We start from the raw sequence: 21725 nt of genomic DNA on the forward strand, positions 1-21725 counted from the left end.
GCGCTCATGGTCTCACGCGGGCCAGTTCGCGGTACACCGCATTGATGCGATCACCGTTTGCGGACCACAAAAACTTCCGCGCCTGCGCCGTTGTTTCGCGGCTCAGCGCGAGCAGACGCTCGCCTTCCTGCGCCAGCGAGTCAATCGTCTGCGCCCACTGCTGGATAGAACGCGTAGGCGTAGTCACAGCGATCTTCACACCACAAGCGTTGCTCACCATATCTCCCGCGCCTTGATGGTCGAAACACACAACAGGTACACCTGCGGCCAGAGCCTCAAGCACCACGTTGCCGCTGGTGTCACGCAGGCTGGTGAAACAGAAGAGCTCAGCCTTTTGCATTGCAGCGACCGCTTCAGGAAACGGGAGGCGCCCGCAAAACGTTACTCGGTCCGCCAGACCGAGCGTTGCCGCTTCACTCTCCCACAGCGGACGCATGGGCCCGTCACCGAGCACGGTGAGCTGAAACGGTTGCTTCACACAGACCAACGCACGCAGAAGCACGGGCAAAGCCTTGCGCGTTTGCAGTTCACCGCTCCAGAGAATCTTCAACGGTCCGGAAGCACCGGCAGCCCGCTGCTCGAAGCGCGTACGGTCCGGCTCGTTCACTTCCGCCAAACCTGTTTCGAGCAGGCACTCGATCTCCCGCCCCCAGGCCTTGCGATAATCCTGCGCGTTGGTCGAGTTCGAGGCAAAGACGATGCTCGCCTTGTGCGCCGCAGCCCGCACACGAGGCTTCAGCCGCAGCGAAAGATGGTTCACCCCGGCCCGCACAAGCTCCTTCGCCGCTTCCTTCGCAGGAAGCATCGGCAGAAACGCCAGGGGGAAGTTCTGCGACCCGCCAACCGGCCCCCAGACAAACGGTGCCTCGAGCTGCCACGCATAGCTCGGTTCGCGGAAGGTATTCACCGTGACCTGATGCACAACATCGAAGCCGTGCTCGCGGTGCAGGCTCTCAGCAAGGGGAAATGCAAGCTGCTGCCAATGCTGGTAAGCACCATAGTGATACGCGAACATTCCGGCGTGCGGGTCACGAGCGCGCAGCTTCGCATCCGGCTCCGGTGTGTAGAAGTGGACGTTCTCCGGCAGCAAACCTTCGCCGCGAGCACGTTCCAGAGCGTGAAAATTTTCTTCGCCGGTGATGACGTGCGTCTCCGCAACGCGGGCAGCCTGCAGCAGACGTCCCCAGCCCACAGCCCACTCCGAGCCTCGGTACGGGCTGCATTCATACGCCATTAGCAGCACTTTCAACGTGCTCACACTCACTCCTGCTCAGCTTGTTTGAATGGGTAGGGCTGTCGCTAAAAGACTGCGACGTTGTTCAACGGCTGCAGATACACACCAAGATTGATCGTCTTGATGACACGCCCCAGCCCTTCGAGATGATCGTGCGTCACAAGGATCGCATCGTCCGGCTGCAGCACCATATCGTTCTTTGCGCGCGTCACCGGGTCATACTTGCTCAGCTTCAGGATGTGGACTTCGCTGGTCTCCGCATTGATGCGTCGGAAGAGCACCACGCGGCCCATCGCCGCAATCTCCTTCGGTCCGCCCGCAGCCATAATCGCCTGCAGTACGGTCGTCGGCTTGCGAAGGTCCTGACGGCCAGGAGTGTTGACCTCGCCCGCAACAGTGACGTGCGGCCGATCGAAGTCCTTGAGCGAAATCGTCACCTCGGGGCTCACAAGCTTCGCGGACGAATCGAGCGTTACCTTGCGCTCCAGCTCCGGCAGCGTTAACCCTGCAACAGCGATGTCGCCGGTGCTCTTCAGAGAAACATGCCCATCGGGACCAACGACAACCTCATCGTTGAACTCCGGCGTGAAGCGGAAGAGCACGTCGATCGTGTCGCCCTCGTGAACGGTGTAGGCCTTCATCGCGCTCGTTGCGGTAATGCTGGCATCCTTCATCGCTGGCTGCGGTGCATTGTGCGGCCCCGTCAGCGAGCTGCCCGCGCCGTGGATCTGGGCCAGCAGCGGCAGGCTCAAAAAGCCAAAGCTGCCAACTATCGCGCGGAGGAGGAGAACACGTTTCACCCCTCAAGCATCGCTCACAGAACGAAACGCGGGAAGAACCTAGCTCGGCACATCTGTCATGAAAGTTGCATGGCGCAGCAACGGGCTACCAGAGCAGGCGATGCATCCAGCGCGGTACCGGATAGGTACGACGCGTCAACACCCAGCCCAGCAGCGGTGCGCCGGCATCGGTCAGCGCCGCGCTCAGGGCCTCGATGTTCTGCTTACGGGCGTGCCCTGCGGCCACTACGGCAACGTAGCCGTCCACACCACGCGCCAGCTCCGACGCCAGCGTAGAGGCCTGCTGGCTCGGGCAGTCGAGAAAGACAAAGTCGAAGTTCTTGCGGGCCTCGACCAGCAGCGGCCGCAGACGTGTGGAGAAGAGCCCATGCACGTTGCTGGAGCGCAATGGAACGACCGCTTCCTGCCTGGCTTCCGCGTCCTCGCCCAGGTCCAGCACCCAGTGCATCCGCTCCGCGTCATACTTCATCGCGAAGCCGACATCTTCCTTCGCTTCAAACTTGCGCAGAAGCGGCTCCACGTCCAGCACAGCTACGCGAACCGAGGCCTGCCGCGCCGCCTCGTGCGCCAGATGGCCCACCAGATAACTGACGCCTTCCCCACGCAGCGGAGCCACAAATGCAACGCAGTACCCAGCGGCCCCGATAGCCTTCGCAGCTGCCTGATGCCCGCTACCGGATGCGCCCTCCGAAGCTTCCAGCGCCTGACGAATCGCCAGCAGAATGCGGCGATACTCCAGCCTGTTGCCTTCCCCGTCGCCAAGATCTTCTGCCAGCGTCGCAATCGTACGCGTGCCGGTGCGAGCATCCAGTTGCGAAGGCGTGTACACCTGCTCGCTGGCCGTATCGAGGTAGAGCGCGAGCAGAATGCCGAGCATCGCAGCAAAGGCCGTCCCCGCCAGAATGTAGAGCACCGGCTTCGGGCGTACCGGAACGTTCGAAGCCATGGGAAGCTCAGCCAGCGAGACGTTGAACATCTTCGCCCGGTCCAGCGCCTCGGAGATTCTGGCTTCGTCCCGACGCTGCGCATAGAGCGCGTAATCGTTCTGCGCCTGTGCCAGTTGGCGCTTCAACTCGTTGTACTCGGCGGTAGACTGCTCAAGCTCCGACAAGCGAACCTTCGCGTCCTTTAGCTGCACGGTCAGCTCAGCCACCTGCGCCGACTGTGCGCTGGACTCACCCACCGAAGTCGCAACCGCCTCGCTCAACTGCTGATAGACCGGGTTCACGTCGGTCGCGGTCTCCCCTGCGGGGTTGGATCCGGCAGTGGTGATCGCCTTCTGCGTCGTCGCAATCTTCTCGTTGATCTCTACGACCTGGCGGTCGGTCGGCGGATAACGCTTCGTCAACTCCGTGCGACGGTTTTCAAGGTCGACCAGCGAAGTATTTAGCCGCTCCTGCGAGTACTGGTTCGTGATCGTGCGCTCGATCGTCCGGGAACGCGCCGGGGTCAGGCTCAACTCGCGTTTGTTCGCCGCCGCCTTGCTGCGCAAACCGGCCCACTGGGCCTGCGCGCCGAGCAACTGGTTCTGCAACCCGCTGATGCGGTCCACCTGCAGCTTCTTCTGGTCGTCCAGATCAGCAATGCCATGCGCGACCTCAAACTGTGTCAGCTTGTTTTGATCGTCCGAAAGCTGCTCGTTCTTGGCCTGCACTTGACGCTCGAAGAAGCCAGCCGCACCGCTGGAGATACCGGTTCCGGCCCGCTGCTCAAAGTAGGCGCTCAGCACGCGCTTCAGCGTCGCCGTGGCCTCCTGCGGAGTCTTGCCGACGAACGAAACATTGATCAGGTTGGTCTGGTGAACGGCGTCGACGGTCAGATGATGCGAGAGGGCCTGAGAGGCCTGCTCCTCATCCTTGCTCTGCGGCGTGACCACGCTCTGGCCCAGCGCCCGACGGGCAACACCCTGACTCTCCAGCAGATCGACCTCGCTGTTGATCTCTTCGGGCGAAACCTGGTTGGCAGCAACGAGCCTGTCAGTCGGCGTTGTGGTCAGCGGTCCCATCGCGCGGACAGGCTGCACCATCAGCTTGGCCTCTGACTTATAGCGTTTCGGAATCAGGAAGCTGGCAACAGCAACGAGAAGCACCACCGTAAAAACGACGCGCCAAAACACCCGCTTCCGACGGAAAACGGCTTCTGTCACGAGTTGTCGCATCTTGGGCGGCGCGAAACCGTTCATCTCAGGCTGTCCGTCGCTCTCCCACGTAAAGTTTTTTTCGAGGCCGCTTTTACCGCCAAGTGTACCAAGACAGTTATTGGTAGAGACTGTTCCAACCCGAAAAACCGAGGAAAACCGGACAAAATCCCGGTGGAACATCGCCTAAACCAGGCCATTTCTTGCTTGAACGAAAGTAACCACCTCCGTAACATGGCTTTAGAGACAAAGCCGCAATCTACCACCTTTGCGTGATTACATGACGCGCCTGGTTGATTACCTCGGTGTACATCCTCGTGTTGTCCTTGTATCGGCCCCCGATCATCCTTCTGCGGTTTACTCTGCAATTAACGCCGCGGACACTTTGAGGAGTTTCATGTTCCTTCAAACGCCCACTTCTGAGCTCGGTGTTTCTCTTCCTGGACATTCTCCAATGCCCTCAATTCCCGTTAGCCGCAGCAACGCAACGACCGGAGCAACGACCCCTCTGGTACGCAGGATGTGTGCGTCGCCTGTCCGCATGGCGGATCTGGCGGCCTTGCTGCTTGCGCTGGGCGTCACATTCTTCAGCAGCATTCTTCCCGCCGGGCGAAACTTCTCCGAAGTGCTCGCTTTGCGCGTCCCGCTGCAGACGCTCCTGCTCTGCGCGGCTCTGCTCGCGACCTGGCGGCTAACGTTCTGGGTCTGTGGCCTGCACCAGCCCCGGCTGAATCGCACGCCCGGCAGCTTTCTGTGGCGCGTCCCGGTAACGGTTGCGGTCTGCGCTCTGCCTCTGCTTCCTGTATTGGTGCTCACCCACGGCTCGATCCCCGAAGTTCTGCGCTCTGCCTTTGTCTTCTGGTTCACCGGCACCACGCTCTTCTTTGCCACTCGCGCGGCGTATTACAGCTACGACGCCTACGTCAGCCCCAGCTTTCGCCAGCAGCGTAACGTTCTGGTCATCGGCACCGGCCCGCGGGCACGCGCCATGACGCTCGCGCTCTCCAACCACTCGGAGTATCGCTACATGCTCGCGGGTTTTGTGGACTCTGAACCGCAAAACGACTGCGGCGACCTCGGCCCTGTTCTCGGCACCGTCCAGGAGCTGGAGCAACTGCTCATGCGCCAGCCCATCGACGAAGTGCTGATTGCGCTGCCCATGAAGAGCCGCTTCTCTGAAATTCAGGACGTGATGAGCGCCTGCGGCTCCGCCGGCGTGCAGACACAGTACTCGCTCGACCTCTTCAACACCGCCATCGCCAAGCACCACGGCATCGACGAAAGCACCGGCGCGCGCGTGGTGGAGATGGTGCACAACGACCAACGCCTCTACCTGAAGAGCGCTCTCGACCGCATCTTCGCCTTCCTCGGCGTTGTGCTGCTTTCGCCTGTCTTCCTCGCCATCGCCGTCGCCATCAAGCTCGAAAGCAAGGGCCCGGTCTTCTTCGTGCAGAAGCGCTGGGGACGCAACAAGCGCACCTTTGGCATGTTCAAGTTCCGCTCCATGGTCGTCGATGCGGAAGCCCGCATGGCCGAACTGGAGAAGCACAACGAGCTCGGCGGCCCGATGTTCAAGATGAAGAACGACCCGCGCGTCACCCGCGTTGGCAACTTCATCCGCAAAACCTCCCTGGACGAGCTGCCGCAGCTGCTCAACGTGCTGCTGGGCGATATGAGCCTGGTTGGTCCGCGTCCGCTGCCGACGCGCGACGTCGAACGCTTCTCCGACCCCTGGGCGATGCGCCGCTTCTCCGTGAAACCCGGCATCACCGGCCTCTGGCAGGTCTCGGGTCGCTCCAACACGGACTTTGACCAGACGATTCAGCTCGACCTGCGCTATATCGACCGCTGGAGCCTCCTGCTGGACGCGAAGATCCTCTTCCGCACCTTCGCCGCCGTCGTCAAACGCAGCGGAGCCTACTAAGCTCCACTTCACCTCAGAAACAGCTCCGCCCGGCGAATCAGCCGGGCGTTCTTGCAAACGCTCGCAACCCGCTACACTAAAGACCCATGGCTTTCTCGTTTTTCAAGCGCAAAGATGAGCCGGAAGCGCCCTCCGCCGCTCCCGAAGAAACAGCAGCAGAGCAACCTCGCGGTTTATTCGACCGCATGCGCGCCGCGGTTACGCGTACACGCGAATCGCTCTCGTCCAGTGTTGGCGCAGTCGTCGCCCTCACCCGCGAAGTCGATGACATCGCGCTCGACGACCTGGAGTTCGGCCTGCTCGCCTCCGACATCGGCGCGCCGACAACCAACGAGATCATCGCCAACTTGCGCGACCGCGCCCTGCGTGGCGGCATCGCCTCCGGTTCGGAGCTGAAGCAGCTTCTGAAGGCAGAAATTCTCCGCATCCTCAGCAACGTCGCCAAGCCGGTCTACGCCCCGTCCAACCCGCCCGAAGTCATCATGATGGTGGGCGTGAACGGCACCGGCAAAACGACCACCTCCGGCAAGCTGGCCGCACATTACACCCGCGAAGGCCGCTCCGTACTGCTCTGCGCCGCGGACACCTTCCGCGCCGCCGCCATTGAGCAGCTGGAAGTCTGGGGCCAGCGTTCAGGTGTGGACCTCATCAAGACCAAGCAGGGTGGCGACCCATCAGCCGCACTCTTTGACGCAGCCACCGCCGCCAAGGCCCGTGGGACCAATGTTCTGCTCGTCGATACGGCAGGCCGCCTGCATACCAAGAGCGACCTGATGAAGGAGCTCGACAAGATGGTTCGCACCGCTGACAGAATCATCCCCGGAGCCCCGCACCAGACCCTTCTGGTCATCGACGCCACCACCGGCCAGAACGGCCTGCAGCAGGCGCGCCTTTTCACCGAGGCGGCCAAGGTCACCGGCATTGTCCTGACGAAGCTCGACGGCACCGCCAAGGGCGGCATCGTCGTGGCCATCGCACATGAGCTTGGGCTCCCCGTACGCTACGTTGGCACCGGCGAAAAGCTCGACGACCTGTTGGAGTTCGACCCAGTCGCCTTCACCGACTCGCTGCTCGGCTAAGCCGCCCTCCCAAGGGCGGCAACACTCGTATTCGGCAAGACTTTGTGCGGGCCTTTGTGCGGGTCAAACTTCGCCGCAATATTGTTATGCTGTCGAATACTTTTCTGCAACCCCAAAAAAAGAATCTTTCCAAACCTTTGGGGCATCCCCAAAACCGCATGGTTCCATCTATTCTCCTTGTGTGCAGCATTACAGATCACTCGGTGCTCTGAAGTCCTGCATAGCGTTGCCGATAGAGCTGACAGCCCTATTGCTGGAGTCCACCATGCACTTCCTAACAGCGTTCTTTGCGTTCTTCTTCTCGTTCGGCCATGCCCAGTCGCTGGCTCGCACGCAGGTTCACGACGCGTTTATCCCGCCCACCGAGTATGCCGCCGGCCTGCAGTATGCCGTTCCTTCGCGACATGATCTGCTCAACGGGACGTATGCTGGAACAGCATGCCCTGGCTGCCAGATGACGACCGTTTCCTACACCGTGCGCTCGAACTAGCACGCGACGCCTCTGCGTTCGCGTCCCCTAACCCCGCCGTCGGCTGTGTGCTGACTACCGCAACCGGGGACGTTCTGGGCGAAGGTGCTCACCTCTACGATCTCCGCGACCACGCAGAGATCGTCGCGCTGAAAGACGTCGCGGTTCGAGGCCACTCCCCCTACGGCGCGACCGCCTACGTCACACTGGAACCCTGCTCCATCCACGGCCGCACAGGCCCCTGTGCAGACGCCCTCCTCGCAGCAGGCATCTCCCGCTGCGTTGTGGCGACAGCCGATCCTAACCCTTCCGTTCATGGCCGTGGCCTGGCAAAGCTCCGCTCTGCTGGCATCGCGGTAGAAGTCGTTCCTGCGAGCAGCGAAATTGCCCAACAGGCTCGGCGGCTCAATGACGCGTTCGCCTTCTCCATCGTGCAGGGTCGTCCCTTCGTCACCCTCAAAGCTGCGCTCTCCGTCGATGGCAAGCTCGCACCGCCTCCCTCTCAACGCTCCGCCGAAGCCGCGCCACACTGGCTGACGGGCCCCGCTGCGCGGGCGGATGTGCAGCAACTCCGCCACACGCAGGACGCCATCCTGACCGGCATCGGCACCGTGCTGGTAGACGATCCCTCCCTGACCGACCGCACCGGCCAGCCTCGGCGCCGCCCCTTGCTGCGCGTGGTTCTGGACTCCCATCTCCGTACGCCGCCCACGGCCGCGCTCTTCCGCGAAGCCACGATTCTCCGCAAGCAGAAGCCCGAGTACGGCGACACACCCAACACCTCTGACCTGCTCCTCTTTGGCACGGCAGGAGCGGACTCGGCGGCGCTCACCGCAACCGGGGCGGACGTCGAGCTTCTGCCCGAGCTTTCACCACTCGCCGTGCTGAAGGCGCTGCACCGGCGCAACATCCGCTCTGTGCTGCTCGAAGCTGGCAGCAGACTCAACGCTGCGTTCCTCCGCGCAGGGCTGGTCGATAAACTGGTGCTCTACTTCGCGGAAAGCGAACTCGGGCCAGACGCTCTTCCCTTCGCGGTAGGTGGGCCTTCTCCCTTCGCCATCCAGGAACGCCTCTCCAACGCCACCCGCGCGACCTTCCCGCACGGCGACAGCGAAGACATCCGGATCACCGGCTATCTTCATGACCCGTGGGCCGCGGTTTGACCACCCCGCAACCATTGCCGTTCGCGACCATCTAAACTAGTCCTATGTTTACCGGCCTGATCGAAACCACCGGCACCGTGCTTGCACTGACGCCCATCGAAGGCGGCGCGATGCGTCTGCTTGTCGCCGCCCCTGCGCTCGCGGGGCGTTGGAAACAAGGCGACTCCATCGCGGTTAACGGAACCTGCCTAACGGCCATCGATGTGCAGGAAGCGGATGCAAAGCACCCCGGCCGCTTCGCTGCGGACCTCGCCGAAGAGACGATCCGCCGCACCACGCTAACGAGCCTTACCCCCGGCGGCCTGGTGAACCTCGAACTCCCCACGCCCGCAGGTTCGCCGCTCGGCGGTCACGTCGTGCAAGGGCACGTCGATGGCACAGGCAAGCTGATTTCACTCGAGCCGTTGCAGCCGAACCTTGATCGTACCGACTGGCGGCTGACGATCGAAGCACCCGCGCAGTTAGCAGCCAGCATCGTGCAGCAGGGCTCCATCACCATCGACGGCATCTCGCTGACGGTCGCAAAGCTGCACCCTGTAAACGCTGACGGCAGCGTCCTGTTGGAGGTCGCGATCATCCCGCACACGTACAAATCGACGAACCTGCGCTCGCTGCTCTCCGGCACGGAGGTGAACCTCGAAACCGATGTGCTCGCCCGGTATGCCGAACGCCGCGCCGGCCTCTCGGCCGCAACGCCTGCTCCTGGCTGGAATGCAAACGAAACACCCACGATTCTCCCCGCACCAGTTGAACCCGGCGGCCTCACCGTCGAGTCGCTGATTGCGCGCGGCTACTAACTCTCACTACGACTGGACACTCACTCTTGACCACGAAACTCACCATTCCCCACGGCGAATTTGACGCTTACCTCTTTGACTGCGACGGCACCATCGTCGACTCCATGCCGCTGCACTACGTGGCCTGGAACAAGATGCTCGCCACCTATAACTGCCCGTTCCCCGAAGACCAGTTCTACTCGCTTGGCGGCCTGCCGGTGGAGACGATCCTGCACCTGCTCAACGAGCAGCACGGCCTCTCCATGCCCGTGAAGGAAGTCGCCCATGAGAAGGAACTGATGTACCAGGAAATGGTGCACACCATCGATGGCATTCCCATGGTCATCGACCACATCCACGACAAGCACGGCAAGATTCCGTTCGCCGTCGTCAGCGGATCGCCGCGTAAGTCGGTCGTGGACTCGCTCAAAGCGCTTGGTCTTTTAGACAAGTTCGAGGTGCTGGTCTGCGCGGGCGAGTACACGAAGGGCAAGCCCGATCCGGAACCGTTTCTGAAGGCCGCCGAGATGCTCGGCGTCGACCCGAAGCGCTGCCTCGTCTTCGAAGACGCGCAGCCGGGTATCGAGTCCGCCAAAGCCGCCGGAATGCAGTGGGTACGCGTTCCGCTACCCAGCGAACGCCTTGCCGCAGCAGAAGCTGCAGCGCGCTAAAGAAACGGATTCACAATACGTAACCCATCGAAGACCTGCCCATGCTGCAGGTCTTCGGTGTATAGAACATCCGCTCCGCCAGCGATGGCCGCTTCAATGATCAACGCATCGTAGAAGCTGATGCGATTGGCAAAGTGCCGCCGGACCGCTGCAAGAATCAGGGTTGCCGTTGTCTCAACGGAAGGGATCCTCGACAGCTGCCGTAACAGTTGAAGGATGACTTCTTCTGAAAGCTGACCACGTAGCCGCCGCGTACAAACGTTCGCAAACTCTTTCAGAACCTGCGGCGAGACAATGCACTCACCATCAGCACTCAAACTCTGAGCAAGGTCACGAGCAATGGAATGCTTTCGCGGATCAGCAAAGTCCGCGAAAGCATCGATCACGATATTCGCGTCGAGGAAGGCCGTCATCCGCGGGCGTTGCGTTCCTCGCGTGAAGGCATTCCGCCTTCCAGATAAGCCGGGTTTGCGTCCGAGATTTCAATCATTCTGCGAACAGCATCGAACTGTTCTGACCGCCCGCTTTTTTCGCGAGAGCCCAGTTCTTCCAGCTTCCGCAACAACTGCGATTCGACATCCGTCCCAGCGCTCTTCGCGGCGGCCTCTGCGCGAGCCAGCAGATCCGCATCCACCTGTAGCGTCAACGTAGCCATCAGAAGCCTCCTGCGAGACAGCATACACCGCGCCCTTCCCACAAACGCGACAAAGGGCCCGAGCCTCCGCGCTCGCGCCCTTTGTCTTCCAGCCGAGCCCGCGATCTCTCGCTGACTCTGTTCGCCTGCCCGTTTCTCCGGAGAGAAATCTAGAGCGACGACATGTTGTGCAGGAACTCCTGGTTGTTCCGGGTCTTGCCCAGCTTGTCGGAAAGCAGTTCCATCGCTTCGACAGCCGAAAGAGGATTCAGCACCTTGCGCAGAATCCACGTACGCTGCAGGTCTTCCTTCGGAATCAGCAGCTCTTCCTTACGCGTGCCCGAGCGCTGGATGTCGATCGCCGGGAACACACGCTTGTCGACAAGCTTGCGGTCCAGAATAACTTCCATGTTGCCCGTGCCCTTGAACTCTTCGAAGATCACTTCGTCCATGCGCGAGCCGGTATCCACCAGCGCCGACGCAATGATCGTGAGCGAGCCGCCCTCTTCAATGTTGCGGGCCGCGCCGAAGAAGCGCTTGGGGCGCTGCAACGCGTTCGAATCCACACCGCCGGAGAGCACCTTGCCCGACGGAGGAACAATCGTGTTGTACGCACGCGCCAGACGCGTGATCGAGTCCAGCAGGATGACCACGTCGCGCTTGTGCTCGACCAGGCGCTTGGCCTTTTCGATCACCATCTCCGCAACCTGTACGTGACGTGCCGCCGGTTCATCGAAGGTCGAGGAGATGACCTCACCCTTCACCGAACGCTGCATGTCCGTCACTTCTTCCGGGCGCTCGTCGATGAGCAGCACGATCAGCGTGACTTCAGGATGGTTCGCCGTGATGGAGTTCGCGATCGACTGCATCAGCACCGTCTTACCGGTACGCGGCGGAGCAACAATCAGACCACGCTGCCCCTTGCCGATCGGGCAAAGCAGGTCGGTGACACGGCCCGAGATGTTCTCGCGCACGGTCTCCATCTTGATGCGTTCCTGCGGGTAGAGCGGCGTCAGGTTGTCGAACAGAATTTTGTTGCGGGTCTCTTCGGGCGACTCGAAGTTGATCGCCTCAATCTTGACCAGCGCAAAGTACTTTTCGCCCTCATGCGGGCTGCGGACGTTGCCGCTGATCGTATCGCCGGTCTTCAGATCGAACTTGCGGATCTGGCTGGGCGAAACGTAGATGTCGTCGGGGCCGGGCAGGTAGTTGTAATCCGGCGAGCGCAGGAAGCCATAGCCGTCGGGCAGAATCTCCAGCACGCCTTCGGCGAAGATGTGGCCTTCCTTCTCGCTCTGCGCCTGCAGAATCTTGAAGATCAGGTCCTGCTTACGGAGTCCGCTGGCGCCGGGAATGTCCAGGCCACGCGCAAGTTTGCCTAGTTCGGCAATGCTTTTTTCTTTCAACTCTGAAATTGTCATCGGTTCTCGTTACTTCTATCGGAATTTTGCAGATGGGACTTGAGACAGGCGGGAAACGCGATACAGCGAAGTTGCGTCTTCGGGTACAGCAGAAACCGCGCAGAAGGCGGTCCGGTGTTGCAGGGGATGATGCAGAAACAACGTCAGACTGCGGGAGTGTTGCACACAGCGTAGCAGAAGGCACGCCGGTGGAAATTAGTTTTTTTGAGCTTCGCTTCCCTCCGCTGGAACAGGGAGGAGCGGCGGGAAGCGACTCAAAAGGGGAAACTTAGGCTACCGAAGTAAGCTCAGCGACCTCGACCTGCGTGTTCATCGGAACGGTGTCTTTGAAACGATCCAGAACTTCGTTGGTCGTGTCCTGCAGACGGGTATTGGGCTTGTGCAGCTTGCGGGTTGCCTTCGAAGCCAGTTGGCAAAGCTTGTAACGGTTCTGAACGTGCGTCATCGCACCAAAGATCAAATCGGAACGCATGGAAATGCTCCTTCATTGGGATTTTCGGACTTTGTCTGGTCAATCACCCACTGCGATCCCGCAGCAAAGTGTCACTCCTGACGTCCGTTTGCGCGAGTAGAGGGTAGTGCCGGGCTAAATGGTCAGCGCCGCTCGCTTACGGCTGACCAGCCCTTTTTGAGTCCTGAACCATTAGACGCACGCTCTGGCCGTTGAGGTGCACCTAATCGGGCCTTAACCGCTAAACAACACAAAACACAAAAGAAACTCTGCGGTTTGTACCGTGGATTCGAAGCAATTTAGCTGCTTTGGGGAGGAATCCGGCAGCGCACGACTGCCTCGCGGAACGTCTTGCATCGGGCAAACTCCAAGGCCAAGCTGGAGTCCTGCAATCCCCGATCCATATGCACCATATCGTGTGAAATCCTGGGGGTCAATAACTATTTTAGACAGTTTTGAAACGTTTTACAGGAATCGAACGGTGGGAACGTTTTCTGATATCAAACCCCAACGAGGATTCTTTCCATGCCCACATCGGCACCTACGTCCCCCTATCGTGATCACCCCACTGCGGCGGAGTTGCAACGTGCCCTGCGTGAGGCTCCTGTGCTCGCCCGGGACGAAACCGCCTCGGCACACTTTCTTGGCCTGCCTGTGGTCTGGCGAACGCGATTCTTCGACGCGATCGAGTGCGGCCGGGGACCGATCAAGCAGCTGAGCTTCACCCAGCGCGGCCTCCACAGTCATGCTCGCTCGGATAATCCGATCTACTGCTTTCTTGACCTCACTCAGGATGATGGCTTCCGTGAGCTTCGGCGCGGACGCCGGGTGGACCTCTATGGACGGATCGCCAGTATCGACGTCACGCTGGGAACGACGCTGGAGCTTGATCGCTACGTTGTCCTGCAAGAGACGCTGCTCGACCGCTGGGTGGAGAAAATGGACAGCAGAGGCTGAGCATGGGGCTCAGGCCCAGTAGCTGCGGTCGAGGGTGCGGTACTGGATGGCCTCGGCGATGTGTTTGACGGCGATGCTGGGAACCCCGTCGAGGTCGGCGATGGTGCGGGCGACCTTGAGGATGCGGTCGTGGGCGCGGGCGCTAAGCCCCTGCTGCTGCATGGCGCGCTCCAGCATTCGCTCGGCATCGCTTTCCAGCTCGCAGTGCGTCCGGATTTCTCCGGTCGACATCTGCGAGTTGGAGAAGACTTTGCGGGCTTTCGGGTTGGCACTTCTCTGCCCCAGACCGAAGCGTTCGTGCTGACGCTCGCGGGCGGCGAGGACGCGGGCACGGATTTCGGTCGAGCCTTCAGCAGCCTGCCCACCACGAAGCTCCTTGTACTGCACGGCCGGAACCTCAATATGGATGTCAATGCGGTCGAGCAGCGGGCCGCTGACTTTGCTGACGTAACGCTGGATCATGGGTGGCGAGCACATGCACTGGCGTCCCTTGTCGTTGAAGTAGCCGCAGGGGCAGGGGTTCATGGCAGCGGCCATCATGAAGCGCGCCGGAAAGGTGAGGCTCATGGCGGCGCGGGCGATGGTGACGTTGCCGTCTTCGAGCGGCTGGCGGAGAACCTCCAGCACGTTGCGGGGGAACTCCGGGAGCTCGTCGAGGAAGAGGACACCGTTGTGCGCGAGGGAGACTTCGCCGGGACGCGGGTTCATGCCGCCGCCGATGAGACCGGCGTCCGAGATGGTGTGGTGCGGGGAGCGGAAGGGGCGATGCGTGACGAGGCCGTCGTCGCGGTTCAGAACGCCGGCGACGGAGTGAATCTTGGTGGTCTCGAGAGCTTCTTCAAAACGCAGCGGCGCGAGGATCGAGGGCAGGCGCTTGGCGAGCATGGTTTTGCCGGAGCCGGGCGGGCCGATCATCAGGATATTGTGGCCGCCAGCAGCGGCGACTTCGAGGGCACGCTTGGCGACGTGCTGGCCGCGCACGTCCTTGAAGTCAGGTACGCCTTCTTCAGCGTGAGCGAGCATGGAACGCGAGTCCACCTGAAGAGGCTGCGCGGTGGTCGAGAGGTTTCCCTGGGCGAGATGGTTGAGCAGTTCGCGGACTTCGAGCAGCGAGCGCACGGGCCAGACGTTGACGCCTTCGACGACGGCGGCCTCGCGAGCATTGGCTGCGGGGAGGATGAGGTTTTTGACGCCCGCGGCGCGAACGGCCATCGCGACCGGCAGCATTCCCTGCACGGCACGCACGGCTCCATCGAGACCGAGTTCTCCGACAAGGACGAAGTCGCTGAGTTCGGTGGCAGAAAGCGCGCCGTAGGCTCCGAGGATGCCGACGGCGATGGGGAGATCGAAGCCCGAGCCTTCCTTTTTAAGGTCCGCAGGGGCGAGGTTGATGGTGGTCTTTGTGGCGGGGAGTTCAAAGCCGGAGTTCTTGATCGCGGCCTTGACGCGGTCGCGACTCTCGCGGACGGCGGCGTCGGGGAGACCGACTACGGCGAAGATGTCTTTGTCGAGCTTGATGCCGAGGTAGTCGATTTCGACGTCGATGAGATGCGCGTCGATTCCATAGACCGCTGCGCTTCGGGTCTTGAACAACATTGCCACCGCCTGGTGTTGCCATTGAGGCCGTAAAGTTTGGCCAGTCTAGCATCATCCGTTGGCGGCTGAACACAGCCCGGGGATTTCTTCTTCGCCACAAAGACGCGGGGGGATTCCGGGCCATCGGAGGCAAGGACAAAGAACCAGAGCGTCCGTAACAGCAACCTGAAAACAGTCTGTACAGGAAACGGATCCAGGCACGTTTTGCGATGAGTTCTGTCAGGTGGCTATTTGCTCTTATAGAGAGCGTAGCCACCAACAGGAGTTGTCCGAAGCTACTTCCGTTCCTGCCCTGCACTTCGAAGCGAAGTGCTAATACCGGCTTCCGATTGCTGAAGCGGATAGGGCAAGCGTCGGTGAGGAAGGGTTAGAAGACTTTTCACCCAGCCACTTACAACTACCTTTAGAGAAGGTCGCGGGGCTGGTGGCCGCTGCTTGCCGTGGGTTCTTTCAATCTGAGCCAGGAGATTCTCAAGAGAAGGCTTCAACTGGTCGCCTAACTCTTTGGGCAGGTAGCTCTGTAGAAACGTGAGCATGTGGACACAGGCTTTCTCCCAAGCCTCGCCCTGGTTATGGCCTGCGTTCGTCGAATGAATGCGGTAGTACCCCAGCGGCCTGTTTTGAAACTTGACCCTGCCTGAAGCGCTTTCGAGCATCGCCCAGCACCAATCTGTTGCCAGATCGCCAGCCTTGGGAATCGGCGGCGCCGCAAGCAGTACGCGGCGAGCGAGCAAGGAGAAACTGATGGTATAAACGCAACCCTGCTTGAAGTAAGCGAAGCTCTCCGGGAAATCAAGAGAACGCTTTGGCCCACCCGTACCGCGAACTCGCAACGGCTTCAGATTTGCATCCGTCTCATAGCAGGCACCCGCAATGATGGACACATTACTCTCACCTTCAAGCTGCTTATGCATGGTCTCCAGGAACTCTGGATGCATTGCATCGTCAGAAGAAAGAAAGCAGACATAATCGCTGGTGGCCTGTTCGAGCAAGAATCGATAGTGGCCACCCAAGGTTGTACGCTCTGGGGGCCGCGTAATTTTGACGCGCGGAAAGCCTCGATATTCTTCGATAATTTCGAAGCTTCGATCTGGAGACTGGTCATCCGAGATAATGATTTCGTCAGCAGGAACGGTCTGTGCGAGAACTGATTCAATTGTCGTCCGGATGAATTTCTCCGAGCGATAGCAGGGAATGCAAATTGAAATGGTGGGCGGCATCCGCTCTATACATTCTCCGTTTTTTTCTTGAAGTATTCGCACCCGACACCAGTATTCTTTGGCGTATATCCGTTTCACGGCCGCTGCACTTCGGACTTAGCAGTCTTGATAGAGCTAATGATACGACAGCGTACACGATCTCAGAGTAGCCTACCAGTCCGAGGTGGGCTGAGTTGAAGCCTGAGCATCTTTATCAAACAGCAAGGCGTCCAAGATTCCATATTGCGATATTAGGAGTTCGCGCAAACATGCACGCACGTTGGCATAGCACTCTTCTCTGCACGCTTCTGGTCGTTCCCACTATCACCTTTGCCGCGACTCCGGCTGCGGCTTCCAAACAGGAGAAGAAAGATCAGTCCTCTGCGACAGCGCTGCCGCCGCCAGAGACGCAAGAGCAGAAGCTGGAACGGGCCTGGCAGTTGATCCGCGACAACGTGAAGGAAGAGAAGCATCTGGAGGCACAGACGCAGGCGCTCTCCGCACTTGCCGACCTGGGGGCAGATCCGAAGGCTAATGCGCTGATCGCAGAAGCGATGAAAGACCCGGATCTCGATGTACGGTCGGCGGCGATCGTCGCGGCGGGCAAGACGAAGAGCCGGGCGCTGGTGGCTCCGGTGGAGAAACTGCTGGATGACCCGGAACCACAGGTGGCCTACACGGCTGCAACGGTGCTTTGGAAAGAGTTCAATGACCATAGCGGCGAAGACATTCTGGACTCGATTGTTTCGGGTGGACGCAAGGCTGGCCCGACGCTGATGCATGGAGCAGAGCACCAGATGTCGCGCACACTGCACAGCCCTTCCGCACTGGCGCAGCTTGGTGTGACGCAGGGTGCGGGATTTCTGCTGGGGCCGTTCGGCTTCTCGATCACGGCGATTCAGTACATGCGCAAGAACGGGTCGGATGAAGCTCGCGTGCAGTCGCTGATGCTGCTGGCGGATGAGAAGACCCAGGGCGTGCGCGATGATCTGATGGATGCGCTGACGGACAAGGACCCGGGGATGCGTGCGACAGGCGCTCGTATGCTGGGCAACTATCGCGACAAGCGGTATGCAACGGCGATCGGTCCGCTGATTGACGACGACAAGCTGCCTGTTCGGTTGACTGCTTCGGCGGCTTACATCAAGTCGCTGGGTGGTGGAGTGCCAGTGCATTCGCATCTGCGTCACAAGTAACCCACAACGATGGTGGCGCTCGCGGCCTACAATAAGCCGCGAGCGCCTTTTCTTTTGGGTGCTTCCCTTTTGGCACAAACCTGATGCAGACAAGCCTCTTCGAACTTTTCAAAATTGGTATCGGTCCTTCGTCCTCCCACACGGTGGGTCCGATGCGCGCGGCGGTGCGCTTTGGGCGCGAGCTTGAAGCAGAGCATCTGCTGGAGAGCGTGGCGAAGGTTTCAGCCGATCTTTATGGCTCGCTCGCGTTGACGGGAGTTGGCCATGCGACGGACCGCGCGGTGTTGCTCGGGTTGCTGGGCGAATCGCCGGATACGGTTCCTCTGGACAGCATCGACGCGATGCTGGCGCGGGTGCGCGAAGAGCGTCGCCTGCTGCTGATGGGGCGGCACGATGTGGCGTTTGCTCCGGCGGAGGATTTGCTGCTGCACCGCGACCAGATGTATCCCAACCCAGACGAACCTGCGCACCCGAACGGGATGCGCTTCCGCGCCTTCGATGCAGCGGGTGCGTTGTTGCGGGAGGAGATTTTTTACTCGATCGGCGGTGGCTTCATCTTGTCGGCCGAGGAGTTTGCGAACCAGTCGTCGAAGGCCGAGCGGGATGTGCCGTATCCGTTCTCTTCTGCTGCCGAGTTGCTACGCGTGGCTGCGGCCAACAAGCTGACGATTGCAGAGCTGGTCCATGCGAATGAGGTGGCGCTGCTCTCTGACCCGAGCATCACGCGCCGGGTGGATCGTATTGTTTCGCCGGAGCGGCCAGGCAACGAGGGTGCGCCGGACATTCATGTGCTGACGCCGAGTGAACAGATCAATGCCGCGGTGCTGACGCTGTGGCAGGCGATGGCGGATTCGATTGAACGCGGCGTTCGCACGGAAGGCATTCTGCCGGGCGGATTGAACGTTCGGCGGCGAGCGCCGGGGCTGGCTGCGCGGCTGGCTCGCATGGAGAGCGAAGGCAAAGTACGTGATCCGCTGGCCCCGCTGGACTCTGTGACGCTGGTGGCGATGGCGGTGAACGAAGAGAACGCTGCGGGTGGTCGCGTGGTGACGGCTCCGACGAACGGAGCGGCAGGTGTGATCCCGGCGATTGCGCACTACTATCTGCACCATGCGAGCGAAGGCCAGAGCGAAGAGGAAAAGCGCGCAGGGCTGCTGCGGTACTTCTTTACGGCGGCGGCGATTGGGATTCTCTACAAAGAGAATGCGTCGATCTCCGGCGCAGAGGTGGGCTGCCAGGGTGAGGTCGGTGTGGCGTGCTCGATGGCTGCGGGTGGACTGGTGGCAGCGCTTGGCGGCAACAATGCCGAGGTGGAGAACGCCGCAGAGATTGCGATGGAACATAACCTCGGCATGACGTGCGATCCGATTGGCGGGCTCGTGCAGATCCCGTGCATCGAACGCAATGGTATGGGCGCGGTGAAGTCAGTGAATGCGGCGCGGCTGGCGATGCATGATGCGGGGCCGCATAAACTTTCCCTCGATCAGGTGATCGATACGATGTATCGCACGGGCATGGATATGCAGTCGCGATACAAAGAGACGTCGCTTGCGGGGCTTGCGCTGAATATCATCGAGTGCTAACAAGGCACGCCCCTATAATCCAGCCATATGCCCAGTTCAGCAGCGCAACCAGCATTTGACCGCTCACGCTCCATGCGGCTTCTTCTTTTTGTTCTTGGTTCGTTGTTTACAGCGAATGTCGTGCAGTGGGCCATTTGCCGAGCGCTGCACCTGGGAAACCCTGGCAACATCCACCGCGATCTGACGAACCTGATCCATCTGCACCAGTGGACAGACTCCTGGCTGCCGATGATGAAGTCGCTGGACTACTTCCAGCAGTTCCCGCACAAGCCACTGTACTTTGCTCCGCTGTACGACACGCTGATTTACTCGCTGGTAAGCCTGCTGCCGATGGTGGCCCTGCGCAAGATCGGCGTTACCGACCCGACGATGCTGCATCTGCTTGCGCTTGGCAGTCTGCTCGCGATCGTGGGGATTGCCGTGTGCTGCCTCTGGATGGGGAAGCGGCTGCTTGAGCGCCGCGGCGAAACGCTGCGCTGGCCGGCGATGGTTGCGGTATGCCTCTCAGTGCTGTGCTGCTATCCGTTGCTCAAGGGATTCTCGCTGGGCAATGCGCAGACGTACCTATCGTTTGGCTTTGCGTTGCTGCTTGTGCTGTGGACGACGGGACACGAACGCGCGAGCGGCGTTACGGCCTGCGTGCTTACCTGCGTCAAGCCGCAGTATGTGCTCATCCTGATCTGGATGCTGGTGCGCAAACGCTGGAATGCTGCCATCGCGTTCCTCGTAACCGGCGCGGTGCTCTTCGCGATTGCGGTTGCGGTCTTCGGACTGCACAACAACCTCGACTATGTGAAGGTGCTTTCGTCGCTGAGCCACAAGGCACAGTCGCACTATGGCAACCAGTCAATGTTCGGCACGATCAATCGCATGATCTTCAACGGTGAGAATCTGGGCTATACGCCGTATGTGTATACGCCATACATCCCCTGGGTTTATCGGGTAACTGTCGCCACGGCGCTTGCGCTGCTGGGCGCTGCGTTGTTCTTTCCCTGGGGCAAGTTGAAAGGATCGACGGCGGACCTTGCAGCGATCGGGCTGGTTTCTGTTGCGTCCTCGCCGATGGCGTGGGAGCACCACTACGGCATCGTGGTGGGCATCTTTGCGTGGCTATGGTTTGCGTATGGCTCACAACAGGAGCGTCGCCCATGGCTGACAGGACTGGCTTCGTTCCTCATGCTGAATCAGCTTACGTCGATGAACTACCTGTGGCATCTTCGTGGATGGAACGTGCTGCAGAGCTACATCTACATCGGTGCACTGCTGCTGCTTGGCATCCTGATGACGCTTGCACGGCGAGTGACGAACGGACAGAGCGACGCGTTGCTCTAGCGCTTCGCACGTGTGCCGCAATGGCACTCGCAAAAAACTGTTGAGGCTCTTCCACTTTTTGCTTGACTCTGTCTCACGCAAACTCTATACCTTCGATAGTTGCTTCATCACAGATGAACGCGACGTCGGTGTTCACATCGACCATTGGGAGCGCAGGCAAACGCAACCAGGCAAAGCAATACCAAAAGGCAACACATTCAGGGAGCGCACATGATGCGCTCCCTGAAGTGTTTCTGGACAGTGTTCATGCGGGTTTGCGCGGATGCTGTGGAATGCGTTGGCATCTCGCAGCGAAGTTCTCGTATCTTCTTTCTATGACTCGCCGCCGCTTTATCGCAGACACCTTCACCGACACGACCGCAACCCTTACCGGCGAACAGGCACATCATCTTGCTCGCGTTCTGCGTGCGCAGGTGGGACAGCAATATGATGTTGTCGCCGACGGATTTCTGCATCGTGCGACGATCACGCAGGTGAGCGAAGAGGACGTGACGTTCGAACTCGGCGAACAGCTTGAGACAGATGCAGCGCTGCCGGTGCATCTGCTGCTTGCGGTGATCAAGTTCGATCATTACGAGTGGGGGATGGAGAAGCTGACGGAGCTTGGTGCGGCACGCATTACGCCTGTGCTGGCACGACGCACGGAGAAGCATCTGGCGCAGTCGGCGGCGAAGCGCGTGGAGCGATGGCGACGCATTGTGCTGGAGTCGGCGAAGCAGTCGCGCCGTTCTGATCTGGTGGAGATTGATGAACCAATGCCGCTTGCGCAGGCGATGAAGCTGGTGTCGGCGCCGCACAAGTTGTTGCTCGCAGAGACAGAGCAGGAGAACTCGCTGACTGCGGCGTTGCAGCATCCGCAGATGCAGGATGGGCCGAGTGCCGAGCACAATCATCAGCTTGCGTTTGCCGTGGGGCCGGAGGGTGGATGGACGCAGGAGGAGATGCAGCTCTTTGCGGCGAATGAGTGGAAGCCGATTACGCTGGGGCCGAGGATTCTGCGAGCAGAGACGGCGGCGATTGCGGCGATGAGTGTTTGCAATGCGTTGCTGTAGAGCGGATTGTTTGCGCCTCAGGGGCTGAAGCCCCTTCGCATTGCAGTGGTT

20 protein-coding genes are annotated in these 21725 nt (G+C 60.4%); 11 read left to right on the forward strand and 9 right to left on the reverse strand.

The genetic code is table 11. From position 1 onward, the window contains the following. Positions 1 to 4 precede the first annotated feature (4 nt). The 3 genes from PW792_13425 to PW792_13435 all read right to left on the reverse strand — a co-directional run bounded on the left by PW792_13425 (position 5) and on the right by PW792_13435 (position 4180). Entirely contained in the window at positions 5 to 1258 is a 1254-nt protein-coding gene (locus PW792_13425; GenBank protein ID MDE1162927.1) for a glycosyltransferase, read from the reverse strand. A 41-nt stretch (positions 1259 to 1299) separates the two neighbouring features. Beyond that, entirely contained in the window at positions 1300 to 2034 is a 735-nt protein-coding gene (locus PW792_13430) for a polysaccharide biosynthesis/export family protein (protein ID MDE1162928.1), read from the reverse strand. An 85-nt stretch (positions 2035 to 2119) separates the two neighbouring features. Then, a complete protein-coding gene (locus PW792_13435) occupies positions 2120 to 4180 on the reverse strand; it encodes a lipopolysaccharide biosynthesis protein (GenBank protein ID MDE1162929.1) in 2061 nt (686 codons plus the stop codon). Between the two features lie 445 nt (positions 4181 to 4625). Here PW792_13435 and PW792_13440 point away from each other — a divergent pair, with 445 nt between their 5' ends. The 6 genes from PW792_13440 to PW792_13465 all read left to right on the forward strand — a co-directional run bounded on the left by PW792_13440 (position 4626) and on the right by PW792_13465 (position 10253). Further along, entirely contained in the window at positions 4626 to 6095 is a 1470-nt protein-coding gene (locus tag PW792_13440; protein ID MDE1162930.1) for a sugar transferase, read from the forward strand. A gap of 86 nt (positions 6096 to 6181) precedes the next feature. Then, the gene (gene ftsY, locus PW792_13445) at positions 6182 to 7174 is read left to right on the forward strand and encodes a signal recognition particle-docking protein FtsY (GenBank protein MDE1162931.1); all 993 of its coding nucleotides are present in this window, start codon (positions 6182 to 6184) and stop codon (positions 7172 to 7174) included. Positions 7175 to 7439: 265 nt separating this feature from the next. Beyond that, a complete protein-coding gene (locus PW792_13450; GenBank protein MDE1162932.1) occupies positions 7440 to 7664 on the forward strand; it encodes a hypothetical protein in 225 nt (74 codons plus the stop codon). Then, the gene (gene ribD / locus PW792_13455) at positions 7613 to 8806 is read left to right on the forward strand and encodes a bifunctional diaminohydroxyphosphoribosylaminopyrimidine deaminase/5-amino-6-(5-phosphoribosylamino)uracil reductase RibD (GenBank protein MDE1162933.1); all 1194 of its coding nucleotides are present in this window, start codon (positions 7613 to 7615) and stop codon (positions 8804 to 8806) included. The genes PW792_13450 and ribD overlap by 52 nt, the downstream gene beginning before the upstream one ends. 44 nt (positions 8807 to 8850) lie before the next feature. Continuing rightward, positions 8851 to 9603, forward strand: coding sequence for a riboflavin synthase (locus tag PW792_13460; GenBank protein ID MDE1162934.1), 753 nt, complete (start codon positions 8851 to 8853; stop codon positions 9601 to 9603). A gap of 26 nt (positions 9604 to 9629) precedes the next feature. Continuing rightward, positions 9630 to 10253 carry an HAD family phosphatase gene (locus tag PW792_13465; GenBank protein MDE1162935.1) on the forward strand — a complete coding sequence of 208 codons (624 nt, stop codon included), beginning with the start codon at positions 9630 to 9632 and terminating at the stop codon, positions 10251 to 10253. On the opposite strand, the gene PW792_13470 is transcribed toward PW792_13465, so the two are convergent. From PW792_13470 to PW792_13485, 4 genes are all read right to left on the reverse strand, one after another. Then, entirely contained in the window at positions 10250 to 10666 is a 417-nt protein-coding gene (locus PW792_13470; GenBank protein MDE1162936.1) for a PIN domain-containing protein, read from the reverse strand. The genes PW792_13465 and PW792_13470 overlap by 4 nt on opposite strands. Further along, positions 10663 to 10908, reverse strand: a complete 246-nt coding sequence (locus PW792_13475) for a hypothetical protein (GenBank protein ID MDE1162937.1) — start codon at positions 10906 to 10908, stop codon at positions 10663 to 10665. Before PW792_13475 ends, PW792_13470 begins: the two co-directional genes overlap by 4 nt. 149 nt (positions 10909 to 11057) lie before the next feature. Continuing rightward, on the reverse strand, positions 11058 to 12308 hold the full coding sequence (rho, locus tag PW792_13480; protein MDE1162938.1) for a transcription termination factor Rho: 1251 nt from the start codon (positions 12306 to 12308) through the stop codon (positions 11058 to 11060). Between the two features lie 268 nt (positions 12309 to 12576). Beyond that, positions 12577 to 12780: a DNA-directed RNA polymerase subunit omega gene (locus PW792_13485; GenBank protein ID MDE1162939.1), complete on the reverse strand. Its 204-nt coding sequence runs from the start codon at positions 12778 to 12780 to the stop codon at positions 12577 to 12579. A 504-nt stretch (positions 12781 to 13284) separates the two neighbouring features. On the opposite strand from PW792_13485, the gene PW792_13490 reads away from it, so the two are divergent. Continuing rightward, on the forward strand, positions 13285 to 13716 hold the full coding sequence (locus PW792_13490; protein ID MDE1162940.1) for a hypothetical protein: 432 nt from the start codon (positions 13285 to 13287) through the stop codon (positions 13714 to 13716). A gap of 9 nt (positions 13717 to 13725) precedes the next feature. On the opposite strand, the gene PW792_13495 is transcribed toward PW792_13490, so the two are convergent. Together PW792_13495 and PW792_13500 are read right to left on the reverse strand one after the other, a co-directional pair. Continuing rightward, positions 13726 to 15312: a YifB family Mg chelatase-like AAA ATPase gene (locus PW792_13495; GenBank protein MDE1162941.1), complete on the reverse strand. Its 1587-nt coding sequence runs from the start codon at positions 15310 to 15312 to the stop codon at positions 13726 to 13728. A gap of 275 nt (positions 15313 to 15587) precedes the next feature. Further along, positions 15588 to 16532, reverse strand: a complete 945-nt coding sequence (locus tag PW792_13500; GenBank protein MDE1162942.1) for a glycosyltransferase — start codon at positions 16530 to 16532, stop codon at positions 15588 to 15590. Between the two features lie 248 nt (positions 16533 to 16780). Here PW792_13500 and PW792_13505 point away from each other — a divergent pair, with 248 nt between their 5' ends. From PW792_13505 to PW792_13520, 4 genes are all read left to right on the forward strand, one after another. Beyond that, positions 16781 to 17707, forward strand: coding sequence for a HEAT repeat domain-containing protein (locus PW792_13505; protein ID MDE1162943.1), 927 nt, complete (start codon positions 16781 to 16783; stop codon positions 17705 to 17707). Between the two features lie 83 nt (positions 17708 to 17790). Continuing rightward, positions 17791 to 19290, forward strand: a complete 1500-nt coding sequence (locus tag PW792_13510; protein ID MDE1162944.1) for an L-serine ammonia-lyase — start codon at positions 17791 to 17793, stop codon at positions 19288 to 19290. Positions 19291 to 19362: 72 nt separating this feature from the next. Next, a complete protein-coding gene (locus tag PW792_13515) occupies positions 19363 to 20622 on the forward strand; it encodes a glycosyltransferase family 87 protein (protein MDE1162945.1) in 1260 nt (419 codons plus the stop codon). 314 nt (positions 20623 to 20936) lie between these two features. Next, a complete protein-coding gene (locus PW792_13520) occupies positions 20937 to 21674 on the forward strand; it encodes a 16S rRNA (uracil(1498)-N(3))-methyltransferase (protein MDE1162946.1) in 738 nt (245 codons plus the stop codon). The last annotated feature ends 51 nt before the right edge of the window (positions 21675 to 21725 follow it).

The sequence above is a fragment of the Acidobacteriaceae bacterium genome (assembly GCA_028283655.1).
GTDB lineage: Bacteria > Acidobacteriota > Terriglobia > Terriglobales > Acidobacteriaceae > Granulicella.

Excerpts from the sequence above, each read along its gene's own strand:
- PW792_13485 (MDE1162939.1), bottom strand. The coding sequence starts at position 12,780 with ATGCGTTCCGATTTGATCTTTGGTGCGATGACGCACGTTCAGAACCGT.
- PW792_13450 (MDE1162932.1), top strand. The coding sequence starts at position 7,440 with ATGCACTTCCTAACAGCGTTCTTTGCGTTCTTCTTCTCGTTCGGCCAT.
- PW792_13510 (MDE1162944.1), top strand. The coding sequence starts at position 17,791 with ATGCAGACAAGCCTCTTCGAACTTTTCAAAATTGGTATCGGTCCTTCG.
- ftsY (MDE1162931.1), top strand. The coding sequence starts at position 6,182 with ATGGCTTTCTCGTTTTTCAAGCGCAAAGATGAGCCGGAAGCGCCCTCC.
- PW792_13495 (MDE1162941.1), bottom strand. The coding sequence starts at position 15,312 with ATGTTGTTCAAGACCCGAAGCGCAGCGGTCTATGGAATCGACGCGCAT.
- PW792_13520 (MDE1162946.1), top strand. The coding sequence starts at position 20,937 with ATGACTCGCCGCCGCTTTATCGCAGACACCTTCACCGACACGACCGCA.
- PW792_13505 (MDE1162943.1), top strand. The coding sequence starts at position 16,781 with ATGCACGCACGTTGGCATAGCACTCTTCTCTGCACGCTTCTGGTCGTT.
- PW792_13475 (MDE1162937.1), bottom strand. The coding sequence starts at position 10,908 with ATGGCTACGTTGACGCTACAGGTGGATGCGGATCTGCTGGCTCGCGCA.
- PW792_13515 (MDE1162945.1), top strand. The coding sequence starts at position 19,363 with ATGCGGCTTCTTCTTTTTGTTCTTGGTTCGTTGTTTACAGCGAATGTC.
- PW792_13490 (MDE1162940.1), top strand. The coding sequence starts at position 13,285 with ATGCCCACATCGGCACCTACGTCCCCCTATCGTGATCACCCCACTGCG.
- PW792_13470 (MDE1162936.1), bottom strand. The coding sequence starts at position 10,666 with ATGACGGCCTTCCTCGACGCGAATATCGTGATCGATGCTTTCGCGGAC.
- PW792_13460 (MDE1162934.1), top strand. The coding sequence starts at position 8,851 with ATGTTTACCGGCCTGATCGAAACCACCGGCACCGTGCTTGCACTGACG.
- PW792_13500 (MDE1162942.1), bottom strand. The coding sequence starts at position 16,532 with ATGCCGCCCACCATTTCAATTTGCATTCCCTGCTATCGCTCGGAGAAA.
- ribD (MDE1162933.1), top strand. The coding sequence starts at position 7,613 with ATGCCCTGGCTGCCAGATGACGACCGTTTCCTACACCGTGCGCTCGAA.
- PW792_13440 (MDE1162930.1), top strand. The coding sequence starts at position 4,626 with ATGCCCTCAATTCCCGTTAGCCGCAGCAACGCAACGACCGGAGCAACG.
- rho (MDE1162938.1), bottom strand. The coding sequence starts at position 12,308 with ATGACAATTTCAGAGTTGAAAGAAAAAAGCATTGCCGAACTAGGCAAA.